Here is a 24,512-nt window from a genome sequence, read left to right as displayed (position 1 = left end):
GTCAACTCGTGCGCCTCCGTTCTGGCGGCTGATCTAGCTGATCGACGGACCCGACCGTCCGCGACCAAAATGCCAGCTGATGCCGTCGACACGCATGATTCCGGAAGCGGCCCTGCCGATGTTGCGCTCAAGTACCTCGCGCCAAGGCACCAGCGTGAAATCCCGGGATCGCTCGACCAGCGCGTGAGGGCCGCATTCGAGGTCAACGCGTCGGGCAATGACGCCCTCGATGCGCTCGCCTATCCTGGCAGCCTCGAACCGCTTGCCAAGCTGCCCGGCCAGCCGTTCGCCGGCATCCTCGAGTTCCCGCACCCGAAGACTCTCGAGGGCGCCCTGGCGCAGCCGAAATGACTGGCCGATCTGGTCGGCCAGCTGCTGCTCGATCAGCCATTGCCGACGGGCTGCCAAAGCCCCCCGCATCTCGCGACCAAAACCGGCATCGCGCGCCGCGCTGGGTGCGCCCGAGGCCAGCTCGCGATCGAGCCAGGTCGGCGCCTCGATCGCGACCAGATCTCCGACTTCCCGTGGCGAGAGGATCGACAGTGCGATCGGGCGGTCGCGCTGCTGCCGCTGAGCGAAGGCTTCCGCCCGGGTGAGATGGTCGCTCGGGATGATCCAGCTGCCGTCCGCCTGCCGCTCCGGACCCGCGCCCGCCCGCCGCATCGCTTCCAGCCGCCGCACATGACTAGCTGCGTAGGCTTCGCTGGCCTCCGGATCGTGGCGTAGGTGCAGGTCGATCGAATAGCGTCCGCCATTGGCGCGGGCGACGGCATCGACCGTCCGGTCGGCTGCCGTCACGTCGGCTTTGGCTGCTTCGATCCGTACCGTCGCGCTCTCGGGCACCGATGGGGTCGCATCCCCACGACCGATATCGACGTAATGAACCCGGCCATCGGCGCCATCGATCATGAGGTAGTGGCGATCGCGATGTTCGTCGGAAAAGCCGCGGTGGATCACCCGTCCTACGAGCGGTTCGCGCAACTCCGTGGTGACCACCTGTTCGACTCCGACGCGATCGAGCTGGCGTGCCGTCAGTTCGCGCTGCATCAGGCGAATGATGTCGCAGCGCTCGCCCATGCGGCGCAGCGTGTCCTCAAGTCCGTCAGCAAGCCGGTAGCGGCCACCGCCGATATCCTCGGCGAGATCCATTGCCTTGAGCTTGCGCAATCGCCCGGCGGCGATCGACTGCTGGAAGGGGTCGTTGTCGGCCGGCGACACCGTGCGATCGGTATCCATCCGCCGCAGCAGGCGCCGGTCGATCGCGGTAAGCCGTTCCTGGTCGACATCGTGCCGGAGCCGGGCTTCGATTTCATGATCGGTTCTCGGCCCCAGGTCGAGCGTCACCAGCTCCGACGCGCGCTCGCGCAGCCCGTGCGAAATATACTCGCGCGCGATAACCAGATTGTCGCCCTGCTCGTCGACGCCGCGCAGCACGACGTGGGTGTGCGGTCGCTCGGTGTTGAAATGATCGACCGCCACCCAGTCGAGCTTCGTTCCGAGATCCTGCTCGACCTGTGTCATGAGGCGCCGGACATAGGGCTTGAGGTCGGGATATTCGGCACCGTCCTCGGCCGAGACGATGAAGCGGAACTGGTGCCGGTCATGGGCGGTGCGCTTCAAGAAATCGTCGCTGTCGGCACGGTCGGTCTCGGGGCCATAGAGCTCGCCCGGCAAGCCCTCGCGCGTGACCCCGTCGCGCTGGATGTATCGCATGTGCGCGCGGGCGACCTGGCCGGCCTTGCCCTGCAGACGGATCAGGCTCGCCTTCACCACCGCCCGGCGACCCCGAAATCCGGCGAGCCAATCACGGCTGGACAGCAGCCGCCCGATGCTCGCGCCGCGTCCGATCCGGCTGCCGTCGAAACGGCGCGACCTGACGCCCGTCTTGGTGCCGGCGAGGCGCGTCGCGGCGAGGATGCGACCACCATATTTCGTGACGCGCTTGCCGTCGTTGCCGCGCTTCCGGCCGAGCTTCGGCGTGAAGTCGTCGTCAGACATGCCGGCGCCTGCGAGTCTCGCGATTTCGGGCAAGAAATGGCGAATTTCCGCCGTTTCCGCTCCGCCTGTCTCGTATTGCCCGCCGCCTGTCTCTCGAAAAAAGGATGTGCAGACAACCACTTGCGCAGTGTCGCGAGACACTGCCTTTATCTTGTTTCCCCTCTTTACCTTCCTCCCCACCATCTCGGGTCAAAAAAGGGGGAGAGACGAGCGCCTTCCGACGCCGCCTCTCCCCGTGAATGTGCTGCCGATCAGTGCGCATGGAGCATCGCATCCCGCGCCCGAACCAGCGACCGAAACTCCCGGCATCCCATCATCCCGTGGGCCTGGCCATCGCCATCCACGAGCATGGTGGCACAGAACCATTTCCCGTCGAGCCGCCCGCAGATCGCTATCCGGTCGAGTTCGAATTCCTCCTCGTCGATGCTCTCGTAAGCGCCGATCCAGCGCTCCTCGACCCGCGCATCCCAGCGAAAATCCGCCTCCTCGGCCTCCAGAAACCGATGCGCCAGTGCCTCTCCGGCACCGCGTCCGAATTCGATCTCGAGCCCGGCCTTGAGCGTTTCCAGAACGCGATCCGACGCCGTTCCGATGCTCTGAGACATGTCCATTGTGACCTCCAACGCTAGCGTCCTCATCATCGAGAACGGCGTTCGAGGGACGGGTGGCGGAGCGGCTGTCAGGGCCGCTGGAGCGCGAGCGGAAGCGCCGCGAAGCGGACGCGGGGGGAACCGATTTTCGAAGAAAATCGGGGGGCACCCGCGGGCCTTGAGAGCTGTTCCGCCACCCGTCATGCTGGGTCTGTCGAGACGAGCTTCCTCCCTCTCGATGACGCGCGACATCGCCTCAATTCCCCTGCGACAGCGCGACGAACAGCGACGACGCGGGCTGGGATTTCGGGTCTGCCGGATCGGCGGAGCGAACATCCCTGCGCACTGCGAAGATCGACACCGGCGGGGTCGGTCGCACCGGCGCAGCGGTCATCCCCGGTGCCGACGGCGCGACGCTGGCAAGGTAGCCGATCGTCTCCGATGGCAGTCTGCCGCGCCCGGCGAGATAGTCGGCGTAGCGCCTGGGGCCGGCATTGTAGGCCGCGAACAGGCCGGGGTAGCCGAAGCGGTCATACATCAGCCTCAGGTAGAATGTGCCGGCAAGGATGTTGTCGCGCGGGTCGTCGGGATTGGTGCCGAGCCCCAGCCGTGCACGCATCTCGGCCCAGGTTCCGGGCATCAACTGCATCAGCCCCATCGCGCCCGCTGGCGATCGGATCGGCTGCCCGTTCAAGGTCGTCCGGCCTCGGCTTTCGGCCTGCATGACTGTCTCGATCCAGGCCGTCGGCACCCCGAAACGTGTCGAGGCCTCGACGACATAGGGGCGCCAGTCGGCGACGGATTCGGCCTGCGCCGGGCCGGCGATTGCGAGCGAGGCGGCCGCGATCCAGAGCCTCAGCGTGGCCACAGCAGCCGCGCCTTGCCGACCATGTCGGCGCCCTCGGTCACCCCGAAATAACGCCCGTCGAACGATGCCGGTGCGTCCATCAGCAGGAAGCGCTGATCCCCGCGCAGTCGCACACAGCCCGACCACATCGGCATCGGCCGACCCGCGCCATCGACCATCAGCCGCTCGGCGGTCCAGCGTCCGTTGACGAAGATTTCCTGCCCGAGCGCGCAGACTTCGTCGCCCGCGTAGGCAGCGACGCGCTTCACCAGCGGCACGTTCATGGGGAGATAGTGCCGGGTCGCGGCGAGCCGCCGATAGGTCTCGGGCACCCGCGCGATCACCATGTCGCCAAGGATCGTCGAGGCGCCCGGTGACACCGCATAGAGGCCGATCGGCGCGCTGGCCGAGGCGTTCCAGACGAGGCGCGGCGTGGGCGGAAGCGCCGCCGATGCGAGCACGATGATGCTGCCGATCGCCACGGCCGCAGCGCGCCGCGCGAGGGTTCTGCGCCGCAGTTTGGCGGCGCGCAGCGCGTCACCCCAGGCGAGCAGCGGAGCATCGGCAGCGCCCGTCGAACGACGGCTCACCGGCCCGACTCCCGGGCGCCGCTGTCGCGGCTCCAGTCGTCGAGATCGTCGATATGATACTGGACGAAGCGGCAATGACGGCGGAAGGTCGGGCCCTTGCCGGCGCGCCGCAGCCGCTTCAGCGACTTGGGCGAGATCTTGAGATAGGCGGCGGCCTGATCGGTCGAAAGGAAGGGCGAGCCGCGCTTGGCGCGGCCCGCCCGGTCGATGTCGCTATCGTCTTGCATGGGCTTGGGGTCCGGAATCGAAGCGGCGGCGGAAGTGCCGCGCGTCCCCGAGCATCCGGCCGCCGACCCCGCTCGGGGAGTGTCGAAACGATCTCGCGTTTCGACACTCCCGCGAGCGCGGGCCGGTCAGCGCGACCAGATCAGCTTCCAGTGGGCGCCGTCGCCCTGCACGAGCTGGGCGTAGATCGGCGAGGGAAGCGAGGGATCGTCGAGCTTGAGGCTCAGATATTCGGCGCCGGTCTCGCGCGCGGACTTGGTCCAGCCCGCCCCGATCTCGACCGCGCCGGCGAGAACGCGGTGGTCGGGCGCCTTGTCGTTGTCGCGATCCACGGGCCGGATCGTCGCCTTGACGTTGAGCGTCAGGGTCCGGATCGAGCCGGTGAAGATGCCGTTTTCGTCGCGGCTGAAGCTGCCAATCTGTGCCATGCTACGTCTCCTTGATCGTGGCGAGACCGCCCATTGCGGCCTCGACAGGCGGACATCGGCGGCAGCCAGGGCCGGCGCCGCACCGGCAGGGCCGCAGCGCAGCGGAGGACGCGGGCGGAGGGCTTTCTTGGTGCGCGAGGAGAGCGCGGCACGCGCTCGGGGAAGAAAGTTCGACGACCGCGTTGCGGCGCCGGACGGCCTGCCGCAGGACGCCGTTTCGAAGAGGCCGAAGGGCGGAGTCGGACCATGGCAGGTCGACGGAACCGGTGCGGTGATGCCGCTTTCCGCACTGAATCAGGGAATGCTCGCCGATTGATCCGTCCGCCTTCCAGCGATGCGCAGGCGGCATTGGTCTCGGGAAAGCGAGCGCTGGCGTTACCCAAAGCCGCGCGCCGACTGTCTCGGTCGAGGTCGGCCTCGCAGTCCCTTGGCGGGGCCGGCCACCATAGCCGGGGGATCAGCCGCATGACCATGAACGACATCGCCGACGCGCTCACCATGGCCAGGAACATCAGCAGGGCGGAGGCGCGGGCGATGGTCGCCGATGTGCTCGATGCGATCGTCGCAGGTGCCGCCAAGGGCGAAGTCGCGCTCGCCGGGTTCGGGAAATTCAGCGTTACGCGGCGCCCGGCACGGCCGGGCCGCAATCCCAGCACCGGCGAAAAGATTGTCATACCGCCCACGAACCGCGTCGCATTCAAGGCGGCGAAGGCGTTCAAGGATCGCGTCGCCGGTTGAACCAAACGCCGCGCGCCGAGGCATAAGGCCGAGGCGCGCGGCGCGATTTTTTCCGGCTCCGGCCGTGCCGGGTGGCGCGGGCGGACCAGTCCCCCGCCCGCGCCAATCTTCGGTCAAGCGGCGAGCTTTTCCGGCTCGGGGTCCGGCTCGACGCGCGCGGCGCGCATCGCTGCGGCGACCGCTCCGACACCGCCGCGCGACGTGTAGGCGGCGGGCGGGAAGCGCATCCAGCGCGGCACCCAGCGCTCGACCTTGGCGCGGCCATTCTCCCCTTCGAGCGCATCGCGGGCGATCTTCTTCAGCGTCTTGGCCTTCTCGCCTTCGTTGGCCTTGGCGACCACCTCGCCCGCGATCTCGGCGAGCAAGGCGCTGGCGATTTCGCGGTCGCGGACCAGCTCGAACAGGCAGGCGTCGGCCTGCCACCAGTCGGCCATGTCGATGTTGAGGTGACTGCCGACCGCATCGACGGGGGCGCTGCCGACAGCCAGGGTTTCGCCCATGGCGACCGCGACGATGTCGAGCACGACGTTGTCGGGAAGCTCCAGGAGGCGGTGGAAGATCTGGCACAGACCATGGTCGTCGTCGTTGCCACCGGTGAGCGTCGGTTCCTCGTCGGACAGGCCCAGCACAGCCAGCACCGCGCGCCGATGCTCGTCGAACCGGGCCTCGCCGAGACTGGTTTCGACGCTCTCGCGCACCGCGTCGTTACGGGTCGATTGCGGGTCGGGCCGCACGGTCCAGAGCGGCGAGCCGATGATCACATGCGCGACCAACAAGCGCAGAGCGACGCCGGAATGGCCGCACAATGCCGCCCGCACGGCAGCATGGCGGTGCAGGTCGACATAGCCGCCCAAGGCGCTGGTGATCTCGGCGCGCACCGGCTTTTCGGTCGCGGCGATCGGCTCGCCGCGCGCGGCGCGGCGGGCCTCGGCGCGGGTCAGATAGCCCTCGTGGAAGACGACTTCGCCGTTGGCGCGGACATCGACATAGACGCGCCCGCCCTTGCGCTTCGCGGCCTTCTCATATTCCCAGCTGTCGAACCGCTCGGACGACGGCACGATCACGACATCGCTCCAGCCCGCCTCGAGATAAGCGGCGCGCCGTTCCTCGATGGCCGCGTTCTGCGCCGTCCAGAACGCGTCGGCGTCGGCGAAATAGCGGTCATCGCCGAACAGGTCGGCGACCAGCGTCCCCTTGTAGCTCTCGACATCGAACAGCGCATGGGCCGCGCTGATCGATTGCCCGCCGAGCAGCCACGCCTTCAACTGATGCCCGGTCGGGACATAGGCCTGCGGATCGTCGAGCAGCGCCAGCCACGCCCGCTGCTGGGACTTGCTTGCCATGGTCAGATGGCGAACGGCGGTGCGGTCGATCTTCTCCTGCCGGTAGAGGTCGCGGATGCGCGGCAGGAGGTTGCCGAGCGCCAGCACGCGGCGGATGGTGAGGTCGGGAAGCCCGAAAGTCTCGGCGATGTCGGCCACCTCGCGGCCTTCCCTGACCAGCCGGGTGAAGGTTTCCCACTGGGTCACCTCGTCGGCGTCGAGCCGCGCCAGATTCTCGATCATCGACGCCTCGATGGCCGCGGCGTCGTCGCCCGCCGCGAGCACGCGGCACGGCAGGGCTTCGGCCTCGCCGGTCTCGGCGGCGACAATCTGCGCGGCATGGAAGCGCCGCGCGCCCGCCACGATCTCATAGTCGCCTTCGGTCTCGGCAGGGCGGACCAGCAGGGTCTGGATGACGCCGCGCTTGCGGATGGTGGGCAGGATGTCGCTGACATCGGGGGCCTTGCGGCTGTGCCGCATGTTGGTCCTGCTGACCGACAGCCGGTCCTGCGCGATGAACATAAGGGTCATGGCACTTGCTCCATTTCAGGTGCCGAACCCCGCCGGGTCCGGCGGAAGGGCGGCGTAATGGCGCGCCGCCCGGTGGGTCATCCGTTGCCGGATGGCTCGGGCGGCGGCCCGATCTCTTCGCCTCGCGCGACACGGCGCAGCAGGGTTTCGGCCCAGAGGATCGACCCGGCGCGGCGGCTCCACGCCGCCCAGACCGACAGGCGGTGCCGCCCCTCGAAGGCGACGTCGCGCTCGATGCCGAGCCCGAACGGCAGGCGCACCGACGCGATCTCGGAAAGGCTGAACACGCCAAGCTCGGGACAGCCGAACCCCAGGTCGGCGAGGCCGAACAGCGTGTCGCCGTCCTTGTCGAGTTCGGTCGCGAGCCAAGTCGCCGCGCCTACGGGCGAGAAGAATTTCACGACCGGCACCGGGTCCGGCTCGGCCTTGCCGTGCTGTCGAGCGTCGTGATGGGCGATGGCGTTGGCGCGGAGTGCGAAGCGCAGTTCGGGAGGCAGGAGGATCATGCCGCGATCCTCCGCTCTGCGCGCGCCTCGGCGGCTTCGCGGTGGCGGGCCAGCAGCCAGTCGGCGGCCTTGCTCGCTTGGCTGGCGGCGCGGAAGATCGCGCGATTGTCCTCGCGCAGCACTTCAAGCCAGCTGGCGATATAGTCGGCGTGACGCACGGTCGGCACAATGCCGAGCGCGGCGCAGAGGAAGGCGGACCCCAGCTCGGCGACCAGCTCCTCGCGGGCATAGCCCTTGCTGCCAAAGGCGTTGGTCAGGTCGCGGCCCAACCGCTTGGCGTGGCCGGTGGCGTGGGTCAGCTCGTGCAGGCAGGTGCGATAATAGTTGATCTGCTCGAAGAAGGCGGGCTGCGGCGGCACCGCCACGAAATCGGCGCTGGGCACATAGAAAGCCTTGCTGCCGCCGATCCGGAAATCGACGCCCGAGGCGGCGATCACCTCCTCGGCGACCGGCACGATCTCGCGTTCGGGAAGCGGCGCGGGGTCGAGCGCGAAGCCGGGGCGCAGCCCCTCGCACTGCGCGATGTTGAAGACTGTGAAGCGCTTGAGGAACGGCACCGCCTTGGCGTCTTCGCCGCTTGCCGCCGCCTTCGCCTTCTCCGCTTCGGGGATGAAGCGGTCGGCATAGACCACGGTCTGGCCGCGCTCGCCCTTGATGACCGAGCCGCCCGCTTCCCGCGCCTGCCGGAAGGTCAGCCAGCTTTGCGAAGGATAGCCATGGGCGATGACCGCGCCCCACAGCAGCAGGACATTGACGCCCGAATAGCTGCGCCCGGTGAGGGCATTGCGCGGCAGCGACGGGCCCGCGCAGGCGGCGGCGCTCCACGGCTGGACCCATGGGATACGCCCGGCTTCCAGCTCGGCGACGATGCGGGCGGTAACCTCGTCATACAGGTTCGCGCGCGGTTCGGCAGGATCGCCGGAAGCCTTGCCACGGCCGCGGCGGTCGGGGAGCTTGGACACGGACAGCCTCCACGCCACCCCAACAAGCCCCATGGCCTCCCCGCGAAGGCGGGGGTGGGCGGCGAGACGCGACCAGAGGAGGCCCGGCTCCAGCGGCGCGCGCACCGCAAGGGCGCAATGCAATGCAGCACTCCGCGGCACGCGGAGTTGCGCGCGCCGCGACGGGCCTCAGGCGGAAGCGCCGGCCACACCCGCCGACGAGGGAAGGCCCACGAACAGCGCCGCCGCGTCGTCAGGACGCGGCGACCACAGCCGCGCCAGGCCGATCGTCACCCGAATGGGCCGGGACGCGGCAGCGGCCCGGCGGCGCAGAACGCGCCGTAGAGCCCGGTCGCGTGCCTTGGTCCGGCACCGCGCCGCAGGCGCAAGGAACGCACCCTTGCCGAGGGGCGGCCGGCGCGGTGGCGTGCGCGCGCATCCGTGCGCCAGCCGCCGCCGCGACCCCCGGCCCGAACAAGCGTGCGATGCGGGCAAACAAAGGCGCCGCGGACCCTGGCGGCTCGCAGAGTCCGCCAGAGCACGCTCCTTTGAACCCGCATTCGCTCAGGCCGGACCGGCGCGCGAGGCGCCGATCACGTTCCATCGAGTACTATCCCCCAACCGCCGAACGCGGAGCGGGCGCCGCCGCCTTGCGGGCTTCCCAGGTTGCGACCAGAAAGGTCGCCATCGATCCGGCGAGGTTGACCGCAAGTTCCGCGTGACGTGCCGCCGGCCTTGCCCGCCGGGGGCCGCCACCATGCGCATCGCCAAGCTTGTTGCGGAGCGCGCCGAGCGATTCGACCACCGACTGGCAGCTTCCGAGGATCTGCCTGAACACCTGCTCGCTGTGGTCGTCGGGCGCGAGCTTCAGCGCCTTGGACAGCTTGCGGTAGAGCGACGGCAGATCGTCCTGGTCGCTCGCGGTTTCGCCGAGATCGTCCAGCAGCCAGCGGCAGACATCCTCGAGCAGGGTGCGCGCGAGGGTGATGGCGCCGGCGGGGTCGCCGGTGCGTCGATCGAGCGCCGCGGTCCAGCGGGCGTGGACCTGATCCGGATCGAACCGCTCCAAAGCGGACGATATCGCGGCGTCGGCCGGCGATCCGATGCGATGGGCAGCGATCGTGTAGATCGGGCTTCCCGAGATGCTGCCGGAGCGGGTCAGCCGATAGCCGTCGTGCTGGAGATGCGCGTTGATCCGCTCCACGCGCGTCTTCTGCATTGCCTCATCGACAGCGGTCGGGTGAACCGAGGCTTCGAGAAAGCGGAAGAGCATGGCGCGCGAGGAGTGGAGCAATCCCAGCCGCTCGAGCAGCTCGCGGTTGCTCCAGTCGTCGTTGCGGCGCGTGTGCTGGACAATGTCGTCCCTGAGCGACCGGAAGCCGAAATCGTCCAGATCGACGCTGGCCTGGTCCCCGCGCATGGAAGCGATCGGCCAGAGCTTCTCGAGAAACTCGATCTCGTCATATTCGGAGCAGATCGGCTCGCCGTCGTAGGCGGCCAGGATGCGGCGCCGCGTCAGCTCGGAGACCGGCGGCGTCCCCTCCTCGGTGACCTTCGCCAGCAGCTCGGCCAGACCGAAATCGTCCTCTTCCTCAAGGAGCGTGCGGGCGATGGCGACGAGGCGATCGGCGGGCACGGCAGCAAGGCGCGCGCTGGCGTAGCGGAACTTGCTCCGCATCGCTTCGGCTTCCTCGCCCTCGTCCAAGCCGAGACGCACGCACAGCGCCGGCACGTTGTAGGCCTTTTCGCGCGCGATCACGTCGGCGATCGTATTGCGCAGATCGTTGAGCATGCCCCTGTTCATGGGCCGACAGTAATCCTGCGCATCGCCTCAGCCAACCACAGCCGCTCCACCCCGTGTCGCTCCGCCGCGCCGTGAAACACACAGGATCCGGGCGACCTCACCGATCGCCACGGTGGCCGCCGATTTCGCGTCGCGCGCAGGGCTGTTAACAGGCGATCGATGGCCGTGTTCACCCTCACTCGCCCGACGATCCTCGACGTGCCGCGCGACATCAGCGTGGACGAGGCCAAGCGCCGCATTCCCGACGCCGGCCTGCGCCGGCACCTCAGCTGGGGCATGGACTTCGATTCCCGCGCGCTCAGCTTCGACCAGGTCGAGGAGCACTGGGAGACCGAGGTAAAGGAGAGCCACCAAGCCAACCGGGAGCGCGCGAAACAGGGCCTGATCGTCCAGTTCGGCGAGCATGCGATCGACGCCAAGATCGAGAATTTCGTCGCGATCGGCACCAAGCCGATGTCGGTCCTCGCCTATCACAACGAATTCTTCGAGCAGGTCCGCAACGCCTTCGTGATGGGGCAATATTATCCGGCACTGGTGGGTGCGTGCGCGCTCGGCGAGCGAATCCTCAATCACCTGATCCTCGACATGCGGTCCTTCTTCACCGCCACGCCGGAATATCGCCGCGTCCATCGCAAGGACTCGTTCGACAACTGGGACGTGCCGATCGACACGCTCGAGGCCTGGGATATCCTGCTTCCCGAGGCCGTGACCGAGTTCCGCGCGCTGAAGCTGCTGCGCCATCGCTCGATTCACTTCAACCCGAGCACCTATGCGACGCTCCGGGACGACGCGCTGGCGGCGATCCTCCACATGCGGACGATCATCGAACAGCAGTTCGGGAGCTTCGCGGTACGGCCCTGGTTCATCCCGGGCACGCTCGGGCATGTATTTATCCGCAAGGCGTTCGAGACCCATCCGTTCGTCGCGAGCTATTTCTTGCCGCGCTGCCCGTTCGTGGGCCCGCTGTTCGGCATGGGGCTGGCCGAGAACGGCGGCTGGGAAGTCTACGACGTGCCGGACTATGGCGACGGCGAGTGCAGCGACGAGGAATTCGCGCAGCGATACAACGAGCGTGATCCGGCGCAGGTGGTCACCGAACGGCCGATCTGCGAGCGTGCCTGGTGATGGCGTATTGATCCAGCCGAATGCGCATGTGCGGACCAACAGGCGGGTCACGCCGAGCGCACGGAGATGCAGGAACCTACTGGACGGTGTTGCGGATCACGTTGCGCGGAAGCGTGCCGAACGCCTCGATCGCGGCGCCGAGGCCGTCTCCGACGATCCAGCGCGCACGCTCGAGATGGCTGTCCCAGCAACGCCGTGCACGATCGGCGTCGGCAACAGAATCGATCCCGAGGATATCGAGCGAACCCTCTTCCCAGCCAATTCCGGCGTCGGCAGCGTCGAGCAGCTCGGCATAGGTCAGGAGGTTACGGCGATCATAGTCGAGCACGGCTTCACCAGACGGCGCTATCGGTTGAAGGGGGTCTGCTGACATCGTCCTCGCGCCAAAACAGTGCTGCCGATCGGGGCACTTCGAACATGTTTACATCAAGTTTGTGTAAGAACCAATCGCAGTCAGGTTCGCCACATCAATTTGGTGTGAGGAACTGGTGGCGCGCGGCATCCACGATAGTCGCTATCGCTGGGTGATCGAACAACTGGTCGAGGCCCGCAAGCAACAGGCGCTGACGCAGCAGGCCGTGGCCGACAAGATCGGCAAGCCGCAGCAATATGTCTCCCGGTACGAGACGGGTGAACGACGGCTCGACATCTTCGAATTCATTGACGTCGCGGCGGCACTCGATGTCGACGCGCTGTCACTGATCCGGACAGCGCCGGAAGCGAACTAGATACGCCGCGCGAGCACGGCTCCTGGTCCCGCGCGCGTAAGCTCGCCGGCCAGCGCTACCCTGCGCCGCGCGCGTGACTTCAAGTGCTCGCCGTCTCCAGGCCAGTCGTCGCCCAGCATGCCGAGCCCGATCTCGCGCAGGCTCGCACCGGCCGCAAGCGCATCGGCGGCGCGAAGCGCCTCGACCAGACGGACGAAGCGCTGATCGCAAATTGACCGTCGGTCGCCGCGGACGAGCGCTTCAAGCCGGCGGATCGACTCCAGTTGCGGATGGAGCGGGCGACGGAAGTCGACCGCCGGCTCTATTGTCATGCACCCCGGAATAATCGCGCCGTCGACGAGATCGATACGCATGTCGCCGTCCGGCAGGGCGAGCCGAACATGACCGCATCCATCGTGCGGCCAGGTGCAACGGACATGGCGCGAAAGATCGATCGCATCGCCGGCCGGCCCCTCCAACGGAGAGGCCCGGGCGCGCAAGACATACGGGTCGGCCGACGCTGTCCACATATAGCCGGCGCGCGCGCAGTCCAGCGCCGGATCAGCCGCGAAAGTGGAGCCCCCAGCCTGCCGAAACGTCGTTGCTCGGATCGGCCCTGCAGACGAATGCGCGATACTCCGGATCGCGACGCAGCAATTCCCATGCGAGCGCCGGCCGTCCTCCCGCCAGCACCGCCGCATAGGCACCATCGTCCCGCCAGTCGGGCGGCTCCCAGCGCGCCACGATCAATCCCGCCCGGCGAGGAATGCGGCTGCGAGCGTCTCCTGGTCCGGACGCAGCGCATCGACCGCGCCGAGATGCTCGGGCACATCATCGCGAAGCAGCACCGACGGACACTGCCCTTCGACATTGCCGAGATTGGGACGATGCTGGGCATAGCCGACGAGCGCGGCGAGCTCCGGCGAGAAATGCCTGGCGATCGCCGGCGGGTAGACTAGCCACTGCAGCTCGAAGGGCTTGAGCCAGCCGAGACAGTAGCTGACGATCACGCCGCGGCGCAGCCCAGCCGAGCGGTTGCCCCCTCCGCCATGGAGCGTCGAGCCGAGGAAGAGCAAGGCGTCGCCCGGCGCGATGTCCGGCACGATCGCGAGATCCTCGGCGAAATCGGCCCCATCCTGATCGTCATGGCTGCCGGGCCACAGCCGCGTGCCGCCGTTCGCCTCCGTGAACGGATCGATCGGCCACATGACATTCACCAGATATTCGAGAGTGCCCTTGGGACCGGCCCACATGTCCTGGTCGCGATGCGGAAACTGCGGCGGCGCGCCGGGATGGATCTCGACCGCCTGGGTCAGGTTGAGCGCAATCCGCTCGCACCAGGGCAGCAGCATGCGCTCGGCGATCGCCAGCACCGCGGGATGGCGCACCAGCGCCTCGGCGTGGGCCGACCGGCGCAGCAGCGCGCCGAACCGGCGGGTGCGATGGCCGTAGAAGACTCCCCGGCACATCGGCGTCGCGGCGAAACTTGGCGCCAGATCATCCGCGAGCGCGCCGATGACGGCTCGCTCGAGAACGCCGCGCAGCACGCAATAGCCGTCCCGCGCGAGCTCGCCGATGGCGATATCGTCCCGCGCGGTCATGCGGCGAGCTCCAGTGCGCCGGCATAGGTGCCGGTCCAGGAGAGACGCTCGCGCACGTCGGGCGTCACCTCGATCCGGAACGCGCCAATCGGGCCGCCCTTGATGCGCAGCGCCGGACCGAGCGGCTCGGCGCGCCAGCCCATCGCCAGAACCTCCCGCCGGAAGCCGTCGGGAATGACGCCGGTGATATGCTCGATGCCGCGCGCCAGCGCGAAGTCCGCCATTGCCGAGATCAGCGCATTGCGCAGAATCCGCCGCCGTCCCGCTCCGTGCCGGCTTGGAAGGCAAAGCCGCGTGCTCTCCCAGGTCGTCGGCCCGGTGGGCACGCCGCCGACGCAGAGATGCGGGAAGATCTGCCCGAGGAGATGCGGTTGCCAGCTCGGCAGCATTCGCAGCGACGCCTCGTGCCGGCCGTACTCATCAACGGCGACAAGGTACACAGCATCCGCGGTGTCGAACTGGTCGATCTCGAAGCGACCGTCGACGACGGGCACGTCCCAGTCGAAGAAGTCGACGAACTGCGCCTTGCGATCGGCGAACATGGTCTCGAGCGCCCCTTCGTGCGCGCTCTCGCGGTGGTTTTCGATGGTGAGGATCATGGCTTGCTCCCGGTGGTGCTGCCGGGAAGGAAGCAGCTTCGGATCGTCAGGATCAGCGCCCGGAATTCCGGGCGGGTCAGCCGTGTCGCAGCTCGTCGAGGGTGATCTCGCCGGCGAGGAGCACCGCCGCGATCAGCTCGGTGCGGTCGCGTGCATCGAACATCTTGCGCGCATCGCGCAGATAGCTCTCGACCGTGTCCTCGCTGAGGCCGAGCCGGTGGGCGATGAGCTTGTTTCGGAGTCCGCGCCCCGCAAGCACGACGCAGTCGCGGTAGCGCGGCGCCAGCCGTGGAAGGGGACCCGGTGAATGCAATCCCGTCAGTCGGCGGGCACGCTGAAACGCGAAGACGCCGAACATCTGCGCGGGCGCAAGTGCGAGCTGCGCCATGCGCGAGGACCGGAAGCCGGCGAAGGTGCAGGAGCCGAGGCGGTGACCGAGCTTTCCGCAGGGCACGGTGATACCTTCGTTCAGGCCCTCGCGGCGGCCAAGCTCGAGCGCGATGCGGTCGTGATGATCGAGTGTGATGATGTCGCGCAGCTCCGACCACAGAAATGCGCTGTCGGCGAACAGGCATCCCCGCATGACGGGATCGCGGCGGTAGCGGCATTCGTCGATGATCCGCCGCTCGGCGCCTGCGGCATAGTCGCGCAGGTCGACGGCCCCTGGCCCGGGCCTTCGCAGGTCCTCATGGGTGACGAGCGCGAAATGCCGGCAGCGGATTTCGTCACTGAAATCGCGGGTGATCGCCCGGAGCTGCTTCCAGTCGCCCGCGCCCCGCACCGCTCGCAGGATATCGTCGGCCAGGCCGAAACCGAATGCGTTCGATGACTGGTCCCTTCCAGCCATTCGCTGACCTCCTGCCGCGGCATGCCGCGGACCGGGCCCCCCTTTGCCGGTGTGGTTGCATTCCCACCCCACTCGCGACTGTGACAAGCGAGGCGGTGGCAGGGGTAACAGACCGATCGATCAATTTCGCCTGCGTTCAACATGTTACCCGAAGGCGGCCATCGCCGGTCTAGCATCCCGGAGCGGACGCCGCGACGGGCGGCAGGCGTTCGCCGGAGAAAAATCTGCGTCGGACAGAAAAATCGCGTTACCCATTCGAGCGAGGGTCTTGTCTTCCCTCAACGGACAGGCGTCACGCGAGGGCTGCTCCGACGAACAAGATGGTCGATGACGATGTGATCAATGCGTGGTTCGTCCGGGAGGTGCTCCCTCTCGAACGGGCATTGACGGCCTATGTGCGTCGCAACTGGCGGGTAGCGGAAGACGTGTTCGAACTGCGGCAGGACATATACGAGCATGCGCTGATCGGAGCGCGGCGTGAACTGCCGGCCAACACGCGTGCCTACATGTACACGCTCGCTCGCAACCACCTCATCAACCAGGCGAAGCGTGCCCGGATCGTGTCTTTCGAGATCGTCGCCGACCTCGACGGCGAAAGCCTCGACTTCGACCTGTTCGAGGCCGAGCGCGCGCTGACGGCACGCGACGAGCTGCGCCACGCCAAGGCCGGCATCGACAAGCTGCCGCCGCGCTGCCGGGAGGTGATGCGGCTCAGGAAGCTCGACGGTCTTTCGACTCAGGAGGCGGCGGAGGCCCTGGGGGTCTCGACGGAAACCGTCCGCCAGCAGCTCAAATATGGGATGAAGGCGCTGATCGATCACATGATCGGCGGCAGCGGCAGGATTGTGCGACCGAAGTTCGGCAGGCGCGCATCCGGGGAGGCGCAGCCATGAGCCGCCATGGCGCGATCGAGGACAAGGCGCTCGACTGGCTGATCCGGCGCGACGAGCCCGGCTGGTCGGACGATGATCAGGCCGAGCTGGATGGATGGCTTCAGGAATCGATGGCCAACCGGGCGGCCTGGCTGCGCGCCGAGCATGGCTGGGCGCAGGCCGACCGGGTGCGGTCGCTCGGCGACTGGGGCCACGGACAGGCCCATGGATACCGCCGCAGCTGGTGGCCGCCGGCGATCGCGGCGAGTCTCCTGCTGGCGATCGGGATCGGCGGCTATTCGCTCGCGCCCGAGTTCGTCCACCAGCCTGAAGCGCAGCAGGCGCGGTTCGACACGCCGGTCGGCGGCCACAAGATCATCTCGCTCGCGGACGGCAGCAGGATCGAGCTCAACACGCAGTCGGTCGTGCGCACCGCCATCGACGAGAACAGGCGCGACATCTGGCTGGATTCGGGCGAAGCCTATTTCGAGGTCAGGCATCGCGATGGCGAGCCATTCGTCGTGCATGCCGGCAGCCGCACCATCACCGTCCTCGGCACGAAGTTCTCGGTGCGGCGCGACGGAGACCGGGTGACGGTCAACGTCGTCGAGGGTCGGGTCCGTGTCGACGACAATCAGCAGCGAGACACCAGCGCGGCGATCATAACCGCGGGCGATACCGCGATAACGCGCGGCGGCTCGACGCTGATCGCCGCGAAGTCGGAGGAGCGGGTCGAGAGCGCGCTCGCCTGGCGCGACGGAATGCTGACCTTCAATCTCATCCCTCTGTCGGAGGTCGCCGCCGAGTTCAACCGCTACAACCGTACGCAACTCGAGGTGGATCCATCGGCCGCCGCCATCCCGATCGGGGGCACCTTCCAGGCGTCGAATGTCGATGCGTTCGCGCGGCTGCTGCATGACGCCTATGGCCTCAAGATCGAGCAGGATGGCGAGCGCGTCAGAATTTCCGACTGACGATGTTACCCTTTTGTGTCGGCGGATTGTCGCGCATCCAGAGGGGCAAGGAGCGCGCCCCCGGGGGGGTATGATGATCCGGACACTCGCAGCAGCACTCGCAACCACCACCTGCATCGTGGCGCTCGCCACGCCCGCAGTGGCGCAAACGCGCGAATTCAACATACCTGCGGGCTCGCTGAGATCCGCGCTCGATGCGTTCGCCCGCCAGTCGGGCCGGCAGGTCATTTATCGCGGTGACGAGGTCCGGTCAGCGCAATCGCCGGGCGTGCGCGGTGCGCGCACTGCCGAGGACGCGCTAAATGCGATCCTGGCCGGAACCGGCTTTGGGGCACGGAAGGATTCCTCGGGGGCCTTCGCCGTGGCCAAACTGGGAAACGAGTCCACCGCCGCCACTGAACCAGCGGCGGCACCAGGGGAAGAAACACCCTATGGCGCTTCGAGCGGCGAGAAGAACAATGAGATTGTCGTCGTTGGCACGCTGATAAGAGGGGTTTCACCAATAGCGCCAGTTGACACTTATACGCGTCAGCAAATCGAGCGTACCGGTGCTTCGACAATCGAGCAGTTTGCGAGGCGAATCCCGCAGAATCTTGGAGATGCCACTGCTGAATCGATTGGCGGTGGCGGCGGCTTGAACGGCGCCGGATTGCGTTCGCTTGGCGGCACGAGCGACACGCGCGGCTCCGCCTTCAATCTGCGCGGATTGGGCGCGGGCGGCACGCTCACCTTGGTCGATGGCCGGCGTACCTCTGGCGCCGGGCAGGGTGGCGGCTTTGTTGACGTTTCCCTGATCGCGCTGAGCGCGGTGGATCGCATCGATGTCCTCACCGATGGCGCCTCCGCTCTTTACGGTTCGGACGCGATCGGCGGTGTGGTCAACATTGCGCTACGCCACGACTTCAACGGGGCTGAGAGTTCCTTTCGGATCGGTGACTCCACCGAAGGCGGTGGGCGCGAACTTATCGGCTCCCAACTTCTCGGCACAAGCTGGGGGTCCGGAAACGTAATGGCGGCGTATGAGCACCGGGACACACATGAAATTCAGCAGCGCGACCGGCCGTATCTCACTCAGGCTCGAAACTTTTTCCTGACCCCGCGGGAAAATTCGGACAAAGCCGTCCTGTCATTCCATCAGGACATCGGCTCGATGTTCGTCATTGCGGGCACAGGCATGTTCGGCGACCGCCAGACGCTTTCGGTCGCAGATACGGTTGGCAGCAATGTGAACACAAGCAACGGTCACGCGCGTCAATACGGGGGCGATTTGAGCGCCGAAGTCCGGCTCGGCGCAAACTGGCGCCTCAACGTTGGCGGCGGATTCACGCGGGTGAACGAGACGACCGACAGCCTAACGGAATTCGATGTCGGCGCACCATCCCAACAGCATGTCGAATACACTAACGAACTCACGTCGATTGACGGCAAGCTCGATGGACCGATCATGGCGCTACCCGGCGGTGAACTTCGGGCAGCTATCTTCGTCGAATATCGTCGCCAAGACTATTCGATTTTCGACCAGCTCGCGAATGGTGTGAGATTCGCGCCAGACCGATCAGTCTCCAGAGGTATCACAGGTTTGGCTGGCGAGCTTGCGATACCCGTCATCGGGGAAAGCAATGGCGGTCCGGGGATACGTCGCCTCGAAATCTCCGTCGCTGGACGCTATGATCACTACAGCGACGTTGGCAGCACGACCAATCCGCGCTTCGGCATTCTCTGGGAGCCCCTGAGGGGGCTCCGGTTACGCGGTTCATGGTCGACAGCCTTTCATGCGCCATCGCTCGCGTACCGCATCCCAAATCGTATCTACATCGTCTCCGACATTCCCGATCCGACATCACCGACTGGTACGACTCGCACGCTGATCGACAATTCCGCTGGAACGTCTGATTTGCGGCCAGAAACAGCGCGCACCTTTCTCTTGGGAGCCGAACTGGCGCCACCCTCGCTCTCCCGGCTGCGTATGCGCGTGAACTACTACAAGATCGACTACGACAATCGGATTTCGACCCCACCTTTTCCGGGCAACAATACCTTCAACGCGTTCCAACCGGCGGCGTCGAACGTGCAATTCCTAATCTCGCGTGATCCTTCACTTGCCCTGGTAGAAAGCTATTACAACTGCACGGACTGTAGACTGCTTGGCACGGCCGGCAAGCCGGCCAATAGCGTCCGGGCGATCCTCGATAATCGGGTTCGGAACCTCAGCGAGACCAGACAGGAAGCGCTGGACGCATCGCTCTCCTGGAACGCCCCCCTGTTCGGCGGCTCGCTGTCTTCCACGATCGCTGCAACCTACATCTTCAGGAACCGATATATCCTGATCGATGGCGCGGCACCCATCGATCTTCGCAACCGCTTTGCGCTCCCGGTGGATTTTCGCGCAACCGGCTCGCTCAATTGGGCAAACGGTGGATTCTCCTCGGGTCTGACGGTGAGCTATATCGGCCCATATTCCAACGATCGCTACACGCCTTTTCGCCCGATCTCGTCCTGGGCGACCGCCGACCTCTATCTGAGCTATGCGTTCGCGGAAGGCCACGGACTGCTGAGCGGAACACATTTCGCGTTCACGGTACAGAACCTCACTAACGAGCGTCCACCCTATGTTGCTTCGCCCTTCGCAACGCAGACGAACTACGATCCAGCAAACGCTTCCGCGGTCGGACGCTTCGTTTCGTTCTCGCTACGGAAAACATGGTGACGGCAAGGGTCACGAGAGCTTCGCTAAAGGTGCGTCAACCGATGAAACTGTGGCCCCTAGTCGCGGTGTTGGCCGAGATCATAACGGCGAGCGGCCCCGTCAGCGCGAACCGCGCGTCGAACCGTCTCTTCGTTTCCTATCAGACCTATTTCGATGAGAGACCGGGCTGGACGGGGACGGGCGATCGAAGAGTGTTCTTCTCGCCCTCCGGAAATCGCTTCTTCGTGATTCGCCAGCGGCCCGAATTGGCATGCGACTGCAATATCAGCACGTTGGACATATTCTCTTCGGCCGATGTCGCCGCGGCGTTGGCTCGGGCGGATGCATCGCGGCCCGCCCCAGTCGCTTCAATCGAGGTACGCAGCACGTCGGAATATTTTGCTCCCATCCGAAACCCCTATTGGATGGACGATAACCATGTGAGCTTTTTCGGCAGCAAGCCGGCTAGCACGACACCGGACGCATCGCGGGATTTGTACACATTCGACGTCCGGGATCTGCGCCTGGAGAATTGGACATCTTTGCCGGCGTCCGAGAACGAACGCGGTCCCCTTGTGATTTCAGCCGTCGAGGCTCCCTCGGCGGCGCTTGCCCTCACGTTCTCCGTTGGACCCCTCGCAGCGGCGCCTTATCCGTTCCATTTCGTCGATCGATTGAACTGGAACGAGCTCTCCGGTCCGAGTCAGCGAGGGATGCTGTTCAATGAGATATTTCTGGCGCGGCCGGGAGAACAATCGCTCCTGATTGGACGCGTCAACACCAACGCTGGCGCTCTTCGTTCGCAGGTTCTGCCAAGCGCAATCGTGCCAGGCGCGGATACTGCGATAGTCGGCCTTGCCACGGGAACAGACCCAGATGCGGGCTGGGCCACCTATGACGGCATTGCAAACTATCATTCGAACGGCCGTTTCCAGCGCGTTTGGCTGCGCGACGGAACGGCCGAACCTTTGTTCGATGCGCCGTTGGGCACAGCCACGCGGCTCGGCAGCCAATTCGCATTCGGATTTTCAAACAGCCGGGGACGATGGATCACTCTGTCACCCCAAATCCTCACCGTGGATGCCGCGACTTCGGTGCTGGTCAATGCTGCCTTGCCGCTAAGCGACACGCAACCGGAACGCAGCACGATGGCCTATGTGCTCAGCTATTCGAGCGCTACCCGGCGTATTCAGGTTCTCACGCCGCTTCGCGGGCCGCAAGGCGACGTGCGATCAGTGAGGCTTTTAGGCCCGAAATGTCTAGTGATCGAGCGGCTGATTGACGCCAACACGTCCGAGACGAGCATGTCGCTGGTCGCCGGCCGTTGGCGGCCGGCGCGAAGCTGTCCTCAGCTTCACGAGCCCATGCGCAGCATAGCGGTGTCGGTCGAGGAGGGACCGAACGAGCCGCCTAGGCTCATAGCTCGCGCAGATGGGCGTGAACTGGTCCTGATCGATCGCGATATCAATCCTGCCACAGCTTCTATCGCACGCAGCGAGCCAATTAACTGGACCGAGCCAGGAGGACGCTCGTTCTCGGGGTTGCTGATGCGTCCAAGAGATGCAAGCGTCAGCGTGCCACTGGTCATCCTGACCAACGGTTATGAAACGGATCATTTCCGGCCGGACGGGATTTTTCCGAGCTTCAATGCCCAAGCCTTGGTGGGTGCCGGCATGGCAGTTCTGCAAATCGGGATGGTTCAAAGGGACTATCCCGAGGTCACGGAGACGCCAGAGGAAGGCATTTATTTCGTGCGTCGGATTGATGCGATTGTCGACGCACTAGCGAATGCGGGAATCATCGACCGCGAGAAAGTCGCGCTATTCGGGTTCTCCCACGGCGGGTTTGTCGCTCGCTATGCCGCAACATTCCCCGGTCACACCAAGCTAGCGGCCGCGATCATCGATGACAGCTTCGACGCCGGCTACGTGACTGGAATGGCCCACCTCACCGATCCCGACACCAGCCGGCTGAAATTCTATACCGGCAACCTAGGCGGCAGGCCCTTCTGGCTCGGACGGGATGACTGGCTGCGGACCAGCCCCGGCATGAATGCGGACAGGCTGCGGACGCCCATATTGCAGTTCGACAGAGGTGGGCCCGGCTACATTCTCAATGTCTTGGAGGCACGCGCCGCAGCAGTATCGATCGGGGCGCCGATCGAATTTGGTCATCTCCCCTATGCCTCGCACGAGCCTATTCGCCCCCGGGAGCGGGCGGCGATGTCCGAAGCCGCGCTCGATTGGCTACGGTTCTGGCTCCAGGGAATTGAAGACACTTCGCCAGCGAAGCGGGAGATTTACGCCAGATGGCGACTGATGCGTAGCAACCTGGCGCGGCATGAAGATGCTCGCTGAGTGTTCAATGGGATGGGAAACGACCCAATGACATCTCGACAGCTACCGATGAGGAAGACGTGCGACTGACCCTAAGCTGGTCCTGTCAGACCCCCGCCGGTAACTGACGCGATGATCTGAATTCGGCGACTTTCGAGCCAGCCCGCGAGTGAGTGACTCGGATGCGGGCGGAGGCTCGCATGACCCCGACAAAACTGCTCATCGGCCAGATCCTTGTGGTGCTCGCGATCATCGTCGCGAGCATCTGGACGGCCACGCAATGGGCTGCGGCAAGCCTCGCGTATCAGCCCGAGCTCGGGCCGCCCTGGTTCACATTGTTCGGCACGCCGGTCTATCACCCATGGTCGATCTTTCCCTGGTGGTTCGCTTTCGACGCCTACGCGCCGGTCATCTTCGACAAGGCCGGGGCCATCGCTGCAGCGGGCGGTTTCGTCGGCTGCGGCGCGGCGATCTTCGGGTCGGTCTGGCGGGCGCGGCAGTCGCGGAACGTCACGACCTACGGCTCGGCCCGCTGGGCCACGAACAAGGAGCTCGCCGCCGCCGGTCTGCTCGGCGAGAGCGGTGTCGCACTCGGGCGGATCGGCAGCCGCGATCTCCGCCACGACGGTCCCGAGCATGTCATGGCCTTCGCGCCGACCCGCTCGGGCAAGGGCGTTGGCCTCGTCGTGCCCACGTTGCTCAGCTGGACCGGCTCGGCCGTCATTCACGACATCAAAGGCGAGAACTGGCAGCTGACCGCCGGCTGGCGCTCGCGCTTCTCGCATTGTCTGCTGTTCAACCCGACCGACGCGAACTCGGCACACTATAATCCGCTGATCGAGGTCCGGCGCGGCGTGGAGGAAGTCCGCGACGTCCAGAACATCGCCGACATCCTGGTCGATCCCGAAGGCGCGCTCGAGCGTCGCAACCATTGGGAGAAGACCAGCCATTCGCTTCTGGTCGGCACGATTCTCCACGTCCTCCATGCAGAGGAAGAGAAGACGCTCGCCCGCGTAGCGACCTTCCTGTCCGATCCGCAGCGTTCGTTCGTGGCCACCCTGCGCCGCATGATGACCACCAACCATCTGGGCAGCGACGATGCGCCTATTGTGCATCCGGTCGTCGCCTCGGCCGCGCGCGAGCTCCTCAACAAGAGCGAGAACGAACGCTCGGGCGTCCTGTCGACCGCCATGTCCTTCCTCGGGCTGTACCGCGACCCGACCGTGGCGGCGGTCACGTCGCGCTGCGACTGGCGGATCGCCGATCTCGTCGGAGCGCGGCACCCGGTCTCGCTGTACCTCGTCGTGCCGCCGTCCGACATCAGCCGGACCAAGCCGCTGATCCGCCTGGTCCTGAACCAGATCGGCCGCCGCCTGACCGAGAAGCTGCACGCTGCGGGACCCAGCCTAGCATCAGGCGCGAGCCATCATCGCCTGCTGCTGATGCTCGACGAGTTTCCCGCGCTCGGCCGCCTCGACTTCTTCGAGACCAGCCTCGCATTCCTGGCGGGCTATGGCGTCCGCGCTTTCCTGATCGCGCAGAGCCTCAACCAGATCGAGAAGGCCTATGGCGAGTACAACGCCATCCTCGACAATTGCCACGTCCGCATCGCCTTCGCGACGAATGACGAGCGCACCGCGAAGCGGATCTCGGACGCGCTCGGCACCGCGACCGAGCAGCGGGCGATGCGCAACTATGCTGGGCATCGGCTCGCGCCGTGGCTCGCACACGTCATGGTCAGCCGTCAGGAGACCGCCCGTGCGCTGCTGACGCCGGGCGAAGTCATGCAGCTCAAGCCCAGCGACGAGCTGGTGCTGGTCTCCGGCCATCCGCCGATCCGGGCGAAGAAGCTGCGCTACTACGAGGATCGCCGGTTCGCCGCACGCATCCTGCCGGCACCGTCGCTCGACACGGGCGGCTATGCCGACCGTCCCGCAGCGCGTCCCGACGACTGGACCGGACAGGTCCGGACAATCGACATGCGGCTCGCCGGCGACGCCGATGATGAGGACGGGACCGGCACCGGCGGGCTCGAGCAGGCGCGGCATCCGGCGCACGAGGTCGAAGTGCAGGTTCCGGCAGAACCTGAGATCGCCGATCCGCTCGGTCTCGGCGAGGACGATGGCGACCAGGCGGCGGAGCGCCGGGCGATGGACCGCGTGCAGGCACTCGGCGTCACGCGAACGGCATATGGCCTCGATGCCGCCTCTGCTCGGCCCGACGACCTGCAGCTGGGGTTCTGACC

General features: G+C 66.3%; 24 protein-coding genes. 8 read left to right on the top strand and 16 right to left on the bottom strand.

Annotated elements, in window-relative coordinates; genetic code table 11:
- Positions 1–33: 33 nt before the first annotated feature.
- The 6 genes from rlxS to NED98_RS13770 form a co-directional block, all read right to left on the bottom strand.
- Positions 34–1,998 (bottom strand): relaxase/mobilization nuclease RlxS, encoded by a 1,965-nt coding sequence (rlxS, locus tag NED98_RS13795; RefSeq protein ID WP_265313416.1) that lies wholly within the window; start codon positions 1,996–1,998, stop codon positions 34–36.
- A gap of 251 nt (positions 1,999–2,249) precedes the next feature.
- Positions 2,250–2,609, bottom strand: a complete 360-nt coding sequence (locus NED98_RS13790) for a hypothetical protein (RefSeq protein WP_265313415.1) — start codon at positions 2,607–2,609, stop codon at positions 2,250–2,252.
- A 235-nt stretch (positions 2,610–2,844) separates the two neighbouring features.
- The gene (locus NED98_RS13785; RefSeq protein ID WP_265313414.1) at positions 2,845–3,456 is read right to left on the bottom strand and encodes a lytic transglycosylase domain-containing protein; all 612 of its coding nucleotides are present in this window, start codon (positions 3,454–3,456) and stop codon (positions 2,845–2,847) included.
- Positions 3,444–4,025, bottom strand: a complete 582-nt coding sequence (locus NED98_RS13780; protein WP_265313413.1) for a S26 family signal peptidase — start codon at positions 4,023–4,025, stop codon at positions 3,444–3,446. Before NED98_RS13780 ends, NED98_RS13785 begins: the two co-directional genes overlap by 13 nt.
- On the bottom strand, positions 4,022–4,252 hold the full coding sequence (locus tag NED98_RS13775) for a helix-turn-helix domain-containing protein (RefSeq protein WP_265313412.1): 231 nt from the start codon (positions 4,250–4,252) through the stop codon (positions 4,022–4,024). The genes NED98_RS13780 and NED98_RS13775 overlap by 4 nt, the downstream gene beginning before the upstream one ends.
- Positions 4,253–4,378: 126 nt before the next feature.
- Positions 4,379–4,678 carry a DUF736 domain-containing protein gene (locus tag NED98_RS13770; RefSeq protein ID WP_265313411.1) on the bottom strand — a complete coding sequence of 100 codons (300 nt, stop codon included), beginning with the start codon at positions 4,676–4,678 and terminating at the stop codon, positions 4,379–4,381.
- A 471-nt stretch (positions 4,679–5,149) separates the two neighbouring features.
- On the opposite strand from NED98_RS13770, the gene NED98_RS13765 reads away from it, so the two are divergent.
- Positions 5,150–5,416 carry an HU family DNA-binding protein gene (locus NED98_RS13765; RefSeq protein WP_265313410.1) on the top strand — a complete coding sequence of 89 codons (267 nt, stop codon included), beginning with the start codon at positions 5,150–5,152 and terminating at the stop codon, positions 5,414–5,416.
- A gap of 113 nt (positions 5,417–5,529) precedes the next feature.
- Here the strand turns inward: NED98_RS13765 and NED98_RS13760 are convergent, their stop codons facing one another.
- The 4 genes from NED98_RS13760 to NED98_RS13745 form a co-directional block, all read right to left on the bottom strand.
- Positions 5,530–7,269 (bottom strand): ParB/RepB/Spo0J family partition protein, encoded by a 1,740-nt coding sequence (locus tag NED98_RS13760; RefSeq protein ID WP_265313409.1) that lies wholly within the window; start codon positions 7,267–7,269, stop codon positions 5,530–5,532.
- A 77-nt stretch (positions 7,270–7,346) separates the two neighbouring features.
- Positions 7,347–7,775, bottom strand: coding sequence for a DUF2958 domain-containing protein (locus NED98_RS13755; RefSeq protein ID WP_265313408.1), 429 nt, complete (start codon positions 7,773–7,775; stop codon positions 7,347–7,349).
- Complete coding sequence (locus tag NED98_RS13750) at positions 7,772–8,770, bottom strand: ArdC family protein (protein ID WP_432423330.1); 999 nt, start codon at positions 8,768–8,770, stop codon at positions 7,772–7,774. Before NED98_RS13750 ends, NED98_RS13755 begins: the two co-directional genes overlap by 4 nt.
- Positions 8,771–9,326: 556 nt before the next feature.
- On the bottom strand, positions 9,327–10,508 hold the full coding sequence (locus NED98_RS13745; RefSeq protein ID WP_265313406.1) for an abortive infection family protein: 1,182 nt from the start codon (positions 10,506–10,508) through the stop codon (positions 9,327–9,329).
- A gap of 171 nt (positions 10,509–10,679) precedes the next feature.
- On the opposite strand from NED98_RS13745, the gene NED98_RS13740 reads away from it, so the two are divergent.
- Positions 10,680–11,645, top strand: a complete 966-nt coding sequence (locus NED98_RS13740) for a hypothetical protein (protein ID WP_265313405.1) — start codon at positions 10,680–10,682, stop codon at positions 11,643–11,645.
- A 76-nt stretch (positions 11,646–11,721) separates the two neighbouring features.
- Here NED98_RS13740 and NED98_RS13735 read toward each other — a convergent pair whose 3' ends face one another.
- Positions 11,722–11,973 (bottom strand): hypothetical protein, encoded by a 252-nt coding sequence (locus NED98_RS13735; protein WP_265313404.1) that lies wholly within the window; start codon positions 11,971–11,973, stop codon positions 11,722–11,724.
- 160 nt (positions 11,974–12,133) lie between these two features.
- Here NED98_RS13735 and NED98_RS13730 point away from each other — a divergent pair, with 160 nt between their 5' ends.
- A complete protein-coding gene (locus NED98_RS13730) occupies positions 12,134–12,373 on the top strand; it encodes a helix-turn-helix domain-containing protein (protein WP_265313403.1) in 240 nt (79 codons plus the stop codon).
- Here NED98_RS13730 and NED98_RS13725 read toward each other — a convergent pair.
- The 5 genes from NED98_RS13725 to NED98_RS13705 all read right to left on the bottom strand — a co-directional run bounded on the left by NED98_RS13725 (position 12,370) and on the right by NED98_RS13705 (position 15,399).
- On the bottom strand, positions 12,370–12,726 hold the full coding sequence (locus tag NED98_RS13725) for a DNA -binding domain-containing protein (protein ID WP_265313402.1): 357 nt from the start codon (positions 12,724–12,726) through the stop codon (positions 12,370–12,372). The genes NED98_RS13730 and NED98_RS13725 overlap by 4 nt on opposite strands.
- 187 nt (positions 12,727–12,913) lie before the next feature.
- Positions 12,914–13,096, bottom strand: a complete 183-nt coding sequence (locus tag NED98_RS13720) for a transcriptional regulator domain-containing protein (RefSeq protein WP_265313401.1) — start codon at positions 13,094–13,096, stop codon at positions 12,914–12,916.
- A 2-nt stretch (positions 13,097–13,098) separates the two neighbouring features.
- The gene (locus NED98_RS13715) at positions 13,099–13,953 is read right to left on the bottom strand and encodes a phytanoyl-CoA dioxygenase family protein (RefSeq protein ID WP_265313400.1); all 855 of its coding nucleotides are present in this window, start codon (positions 13,951–13,953) and stop codon (positions 13,099–13,101) included.
- The gene (locus NED98_RS13710) at positions 13,950–14,552 is read right to left on the bottom strand and encodes an acyl-homoserine-lactone synthase (protein ID WP_265313399.1); all 603 of its coding nucleotides are present in this window, start codon (positions 14,550–14,552) and stop codon (positions 13,950–13,952) included. The genes NED98_RS13715 and NED98_RS13710 overlap by 4 nt, the downstream gene beginning before the upstream one ends.
- Positions 14,553–14,628: 76 nt before the next feature.
- Entirely contained in the window at positions 14,629–15,399 is a 771-nt protein-coding gene (locus NED98_RS13705; protein WP_265313398.1) for a helix-turn-helix transcriptional regulator, read from the bottom strand.
- A 320-nt stretch (positions 15,400–15,719) separates the two neighbouring features.
- On the opposite strand from NED98_RS13705, the gene NED98_RS13700 reads away from it, so the two are divergent.
- The 5 genes from NED98_RS13700 to NED98_RS13680 all read left to right on the top strand — a co-directional run bounded on the left by NED98_RS13700 (position 15,720) and on the right by NED98_RS13680 (position 24,510).
- Complete coding sequence (locus NED98_RS13700) at positions 15,720–16,292, top strand: RNA polymerase sigma factor (RefSeq protein WP_265313397.1); 573 nt, start codon at positions 15,720–15,722, stop codon at positions 16,290–16,292.
- Positions 16,289–17,245 carry a FecR family protein gene (locus NED98_RS13695; RefSeq protein ID WP_265313396.1) on the top strand — a complete coding sequence of 319 codons (957 nt, stop codon included), beginning with the start codon at positions 16,289–16,291 and terminating at the stop codon, positions 17,243–17,245. Before NED98_RS13700 ends, NED98_RS13695 begins: the two co-directional genes overlap by 4 nt.
- Positions 17,246–17,318: 73 nt before the next feature.
- The gene (locus tag NED98_RS13690) at positions 17,319–19,952 is read left to right on the top strand and encodes a TonB-dependent receptor (protein WP_265313395.1); all 2,634 of its coding nucleotides are present in this window, start codon (positions 17,319–17,321) and stop codon (positions 19,950–19,952) included.
- Between the two features lie 41 nt (positions 19,953–19,993).
- Positions 19,994–22,288: a hypothetical protein gene (locus NED98_RS13685; protein ID WP_265313394.1), complete on the top strand. Its 2,295-nt coding sequence runs from the start codon at positions 19,994–19,996 to the stop codon at positions 22,286–22,288.
- A 179-nt stretch (positions 22,289–22,467) separates the two neighbouring features.
- A complete protein-coding gene (locus tag NED98_RS13680) occupies positions 22,468–24,510 on the top strand; it encodes a conjugal transfer protein TraG (protein WP_265313393.1) in 2,043 nt (680 codons plus the stop codon).
- Positions 24,511–24,512 lie beyond the last annotated feature (2 nt).

This window comes from Sphingomonas lycopersici (assembly GCF_026130605.1).
Lineage (GTDB): Bacteria > Pseudomonadota > Alphaproteobacteria > Sphingomonadales > Sphingomonadaceae > Sphingomonas > Sphingomonas lycopersici.
Note: the sequence above shows the minus strand (reverse complement) of the source record. Positions and strands in the feature narration are given on the sequence as shown.

Coding starts and splice junctions, on each gene's coding strand:
- rlxS (WP_265313416.1), bottom strand. CDS start 1,998: ATGTCTGACGACGACTTCACGCCGAAGCTCGGCCGGAAGCGCGGCAAC.
- NED98_RS13790 (WP_265313415.1), bottom strand. CDS start 2,609: ATGGACATGTCTCAGAGCATCGGAACGGCGTCGGATCGCGTTCTGGAA.
- NED98_RS13775 (WP_265313412.1), bottom strand. CDS start 4,252: ATGCAAGACGATAGCGACATCGACCGGGCGGGCCGCGCCAAGCGCGGC.
- NED98_RS13770 (WP_265313411.1), bottom strand. CDS start 4,678: ATGGCACAGATTGGCAGCTTCAGCCGCGACGAAAACGGCATCTTCACC.
- NED98_RS13765 (WP_265313410.1), top strand. CDS start 5,150: ATGAACGACATCGCCGACGCGCTCACCATGGCCAGGAACATCAGCAGG.
- NED98_RS13760 (WP_265313409.1), bottom strand. CDS start 7,269: ATGACCCTTATGTTCATCGCGCAGGACCGGCTGTCGGTCAGCAGGACC.
- NED98_RS13755 (WP_265313408.1), bottom strand. CDS start 7,775: ATGATCCTCCTGCCTCCCGAACTGCGCTTCGCACTCCGCGCCAACGCC.
- NED98_RS13750 (WP_432423330.1), bottom strand. CDS start 8,770: ATGGGGCTTGTTGGGGTGGCGTGGAGGCTGTCCGTGTCCAAGCTCCCC.
- NED98_RS13745 (WP_265313406.1), bottom strand. CDS start 10,508: ATGCTCAACGATCTGCGCAATACGATCGCCGACGTGATCGCGCGCGAA.
- NED98_RS13740 (WP_265313405.1), top strand. CDS start 10,680: ATGGCCGTGTTCACCCTCACTCGCCCGACGATCCTCGACGTGCCGCGC.
- NED98_RS13725 (WP_265313402.1), bottom strand. CDS start 12,726: ATGCGTATCGATCTCGTCGACGGCGCGATTATTCCGGGGTGCATGACA.
- NED98_RS13715 (WP_265313400.1), bottom strand. CDS start 13,953: ATGACCGCGCGGGACGATATCGCCATCGGCGAGCTCGCGCGGGACGGC.
- NED98_RS13710 (WP_265313399.1), bottom strand. CDS start 14,552: ATGATCCTCACCATCGAAAACCACCGCGAGAGCGCGCACGAAGGGGCG.
- NED98_RS13705 (WP_265313398.1), bottom strand. CDS start 15,399: ATGGCTGGAAGGGACCAGTCATCGAACGCATTCGGTTTCGGCCTGGCC.
- NED98_RS13700 (WP_265313397.1), top strand. CDS start 15,720: ATGGTCGATGACGATGTGATCAATGCGTGGTTCGTCCGGGAGGTGCTC.
- NED98_RS13695 (WP_265313396.1), top strand. CDS start 16,289: ATGAGCCGCCATGGCGCGATCGAGGACAAGGCGCTCGACTGGCTGATC.
- NED98_RS13690 (WP_265313395.1), top strand. CDS start 17,319: ATGATCCGGACACTCGCAGCAGCACTCGCAACCACCACCTGCATCGTG.
- NED98_RS13685 (WP_265313394.1), top strand. CDS start 19,994: ATGAAACTGTGGCCCCTAGTCGCGGTGTTGGCCGAGATCATAACGGCG.
- NED98_RS13680 (WP_265313393.1), top strand. CDS start 22,468: ATGACCCCGACAAAACTGCTCATCGGCCAGATCCTTGTGGTGCTCGCG.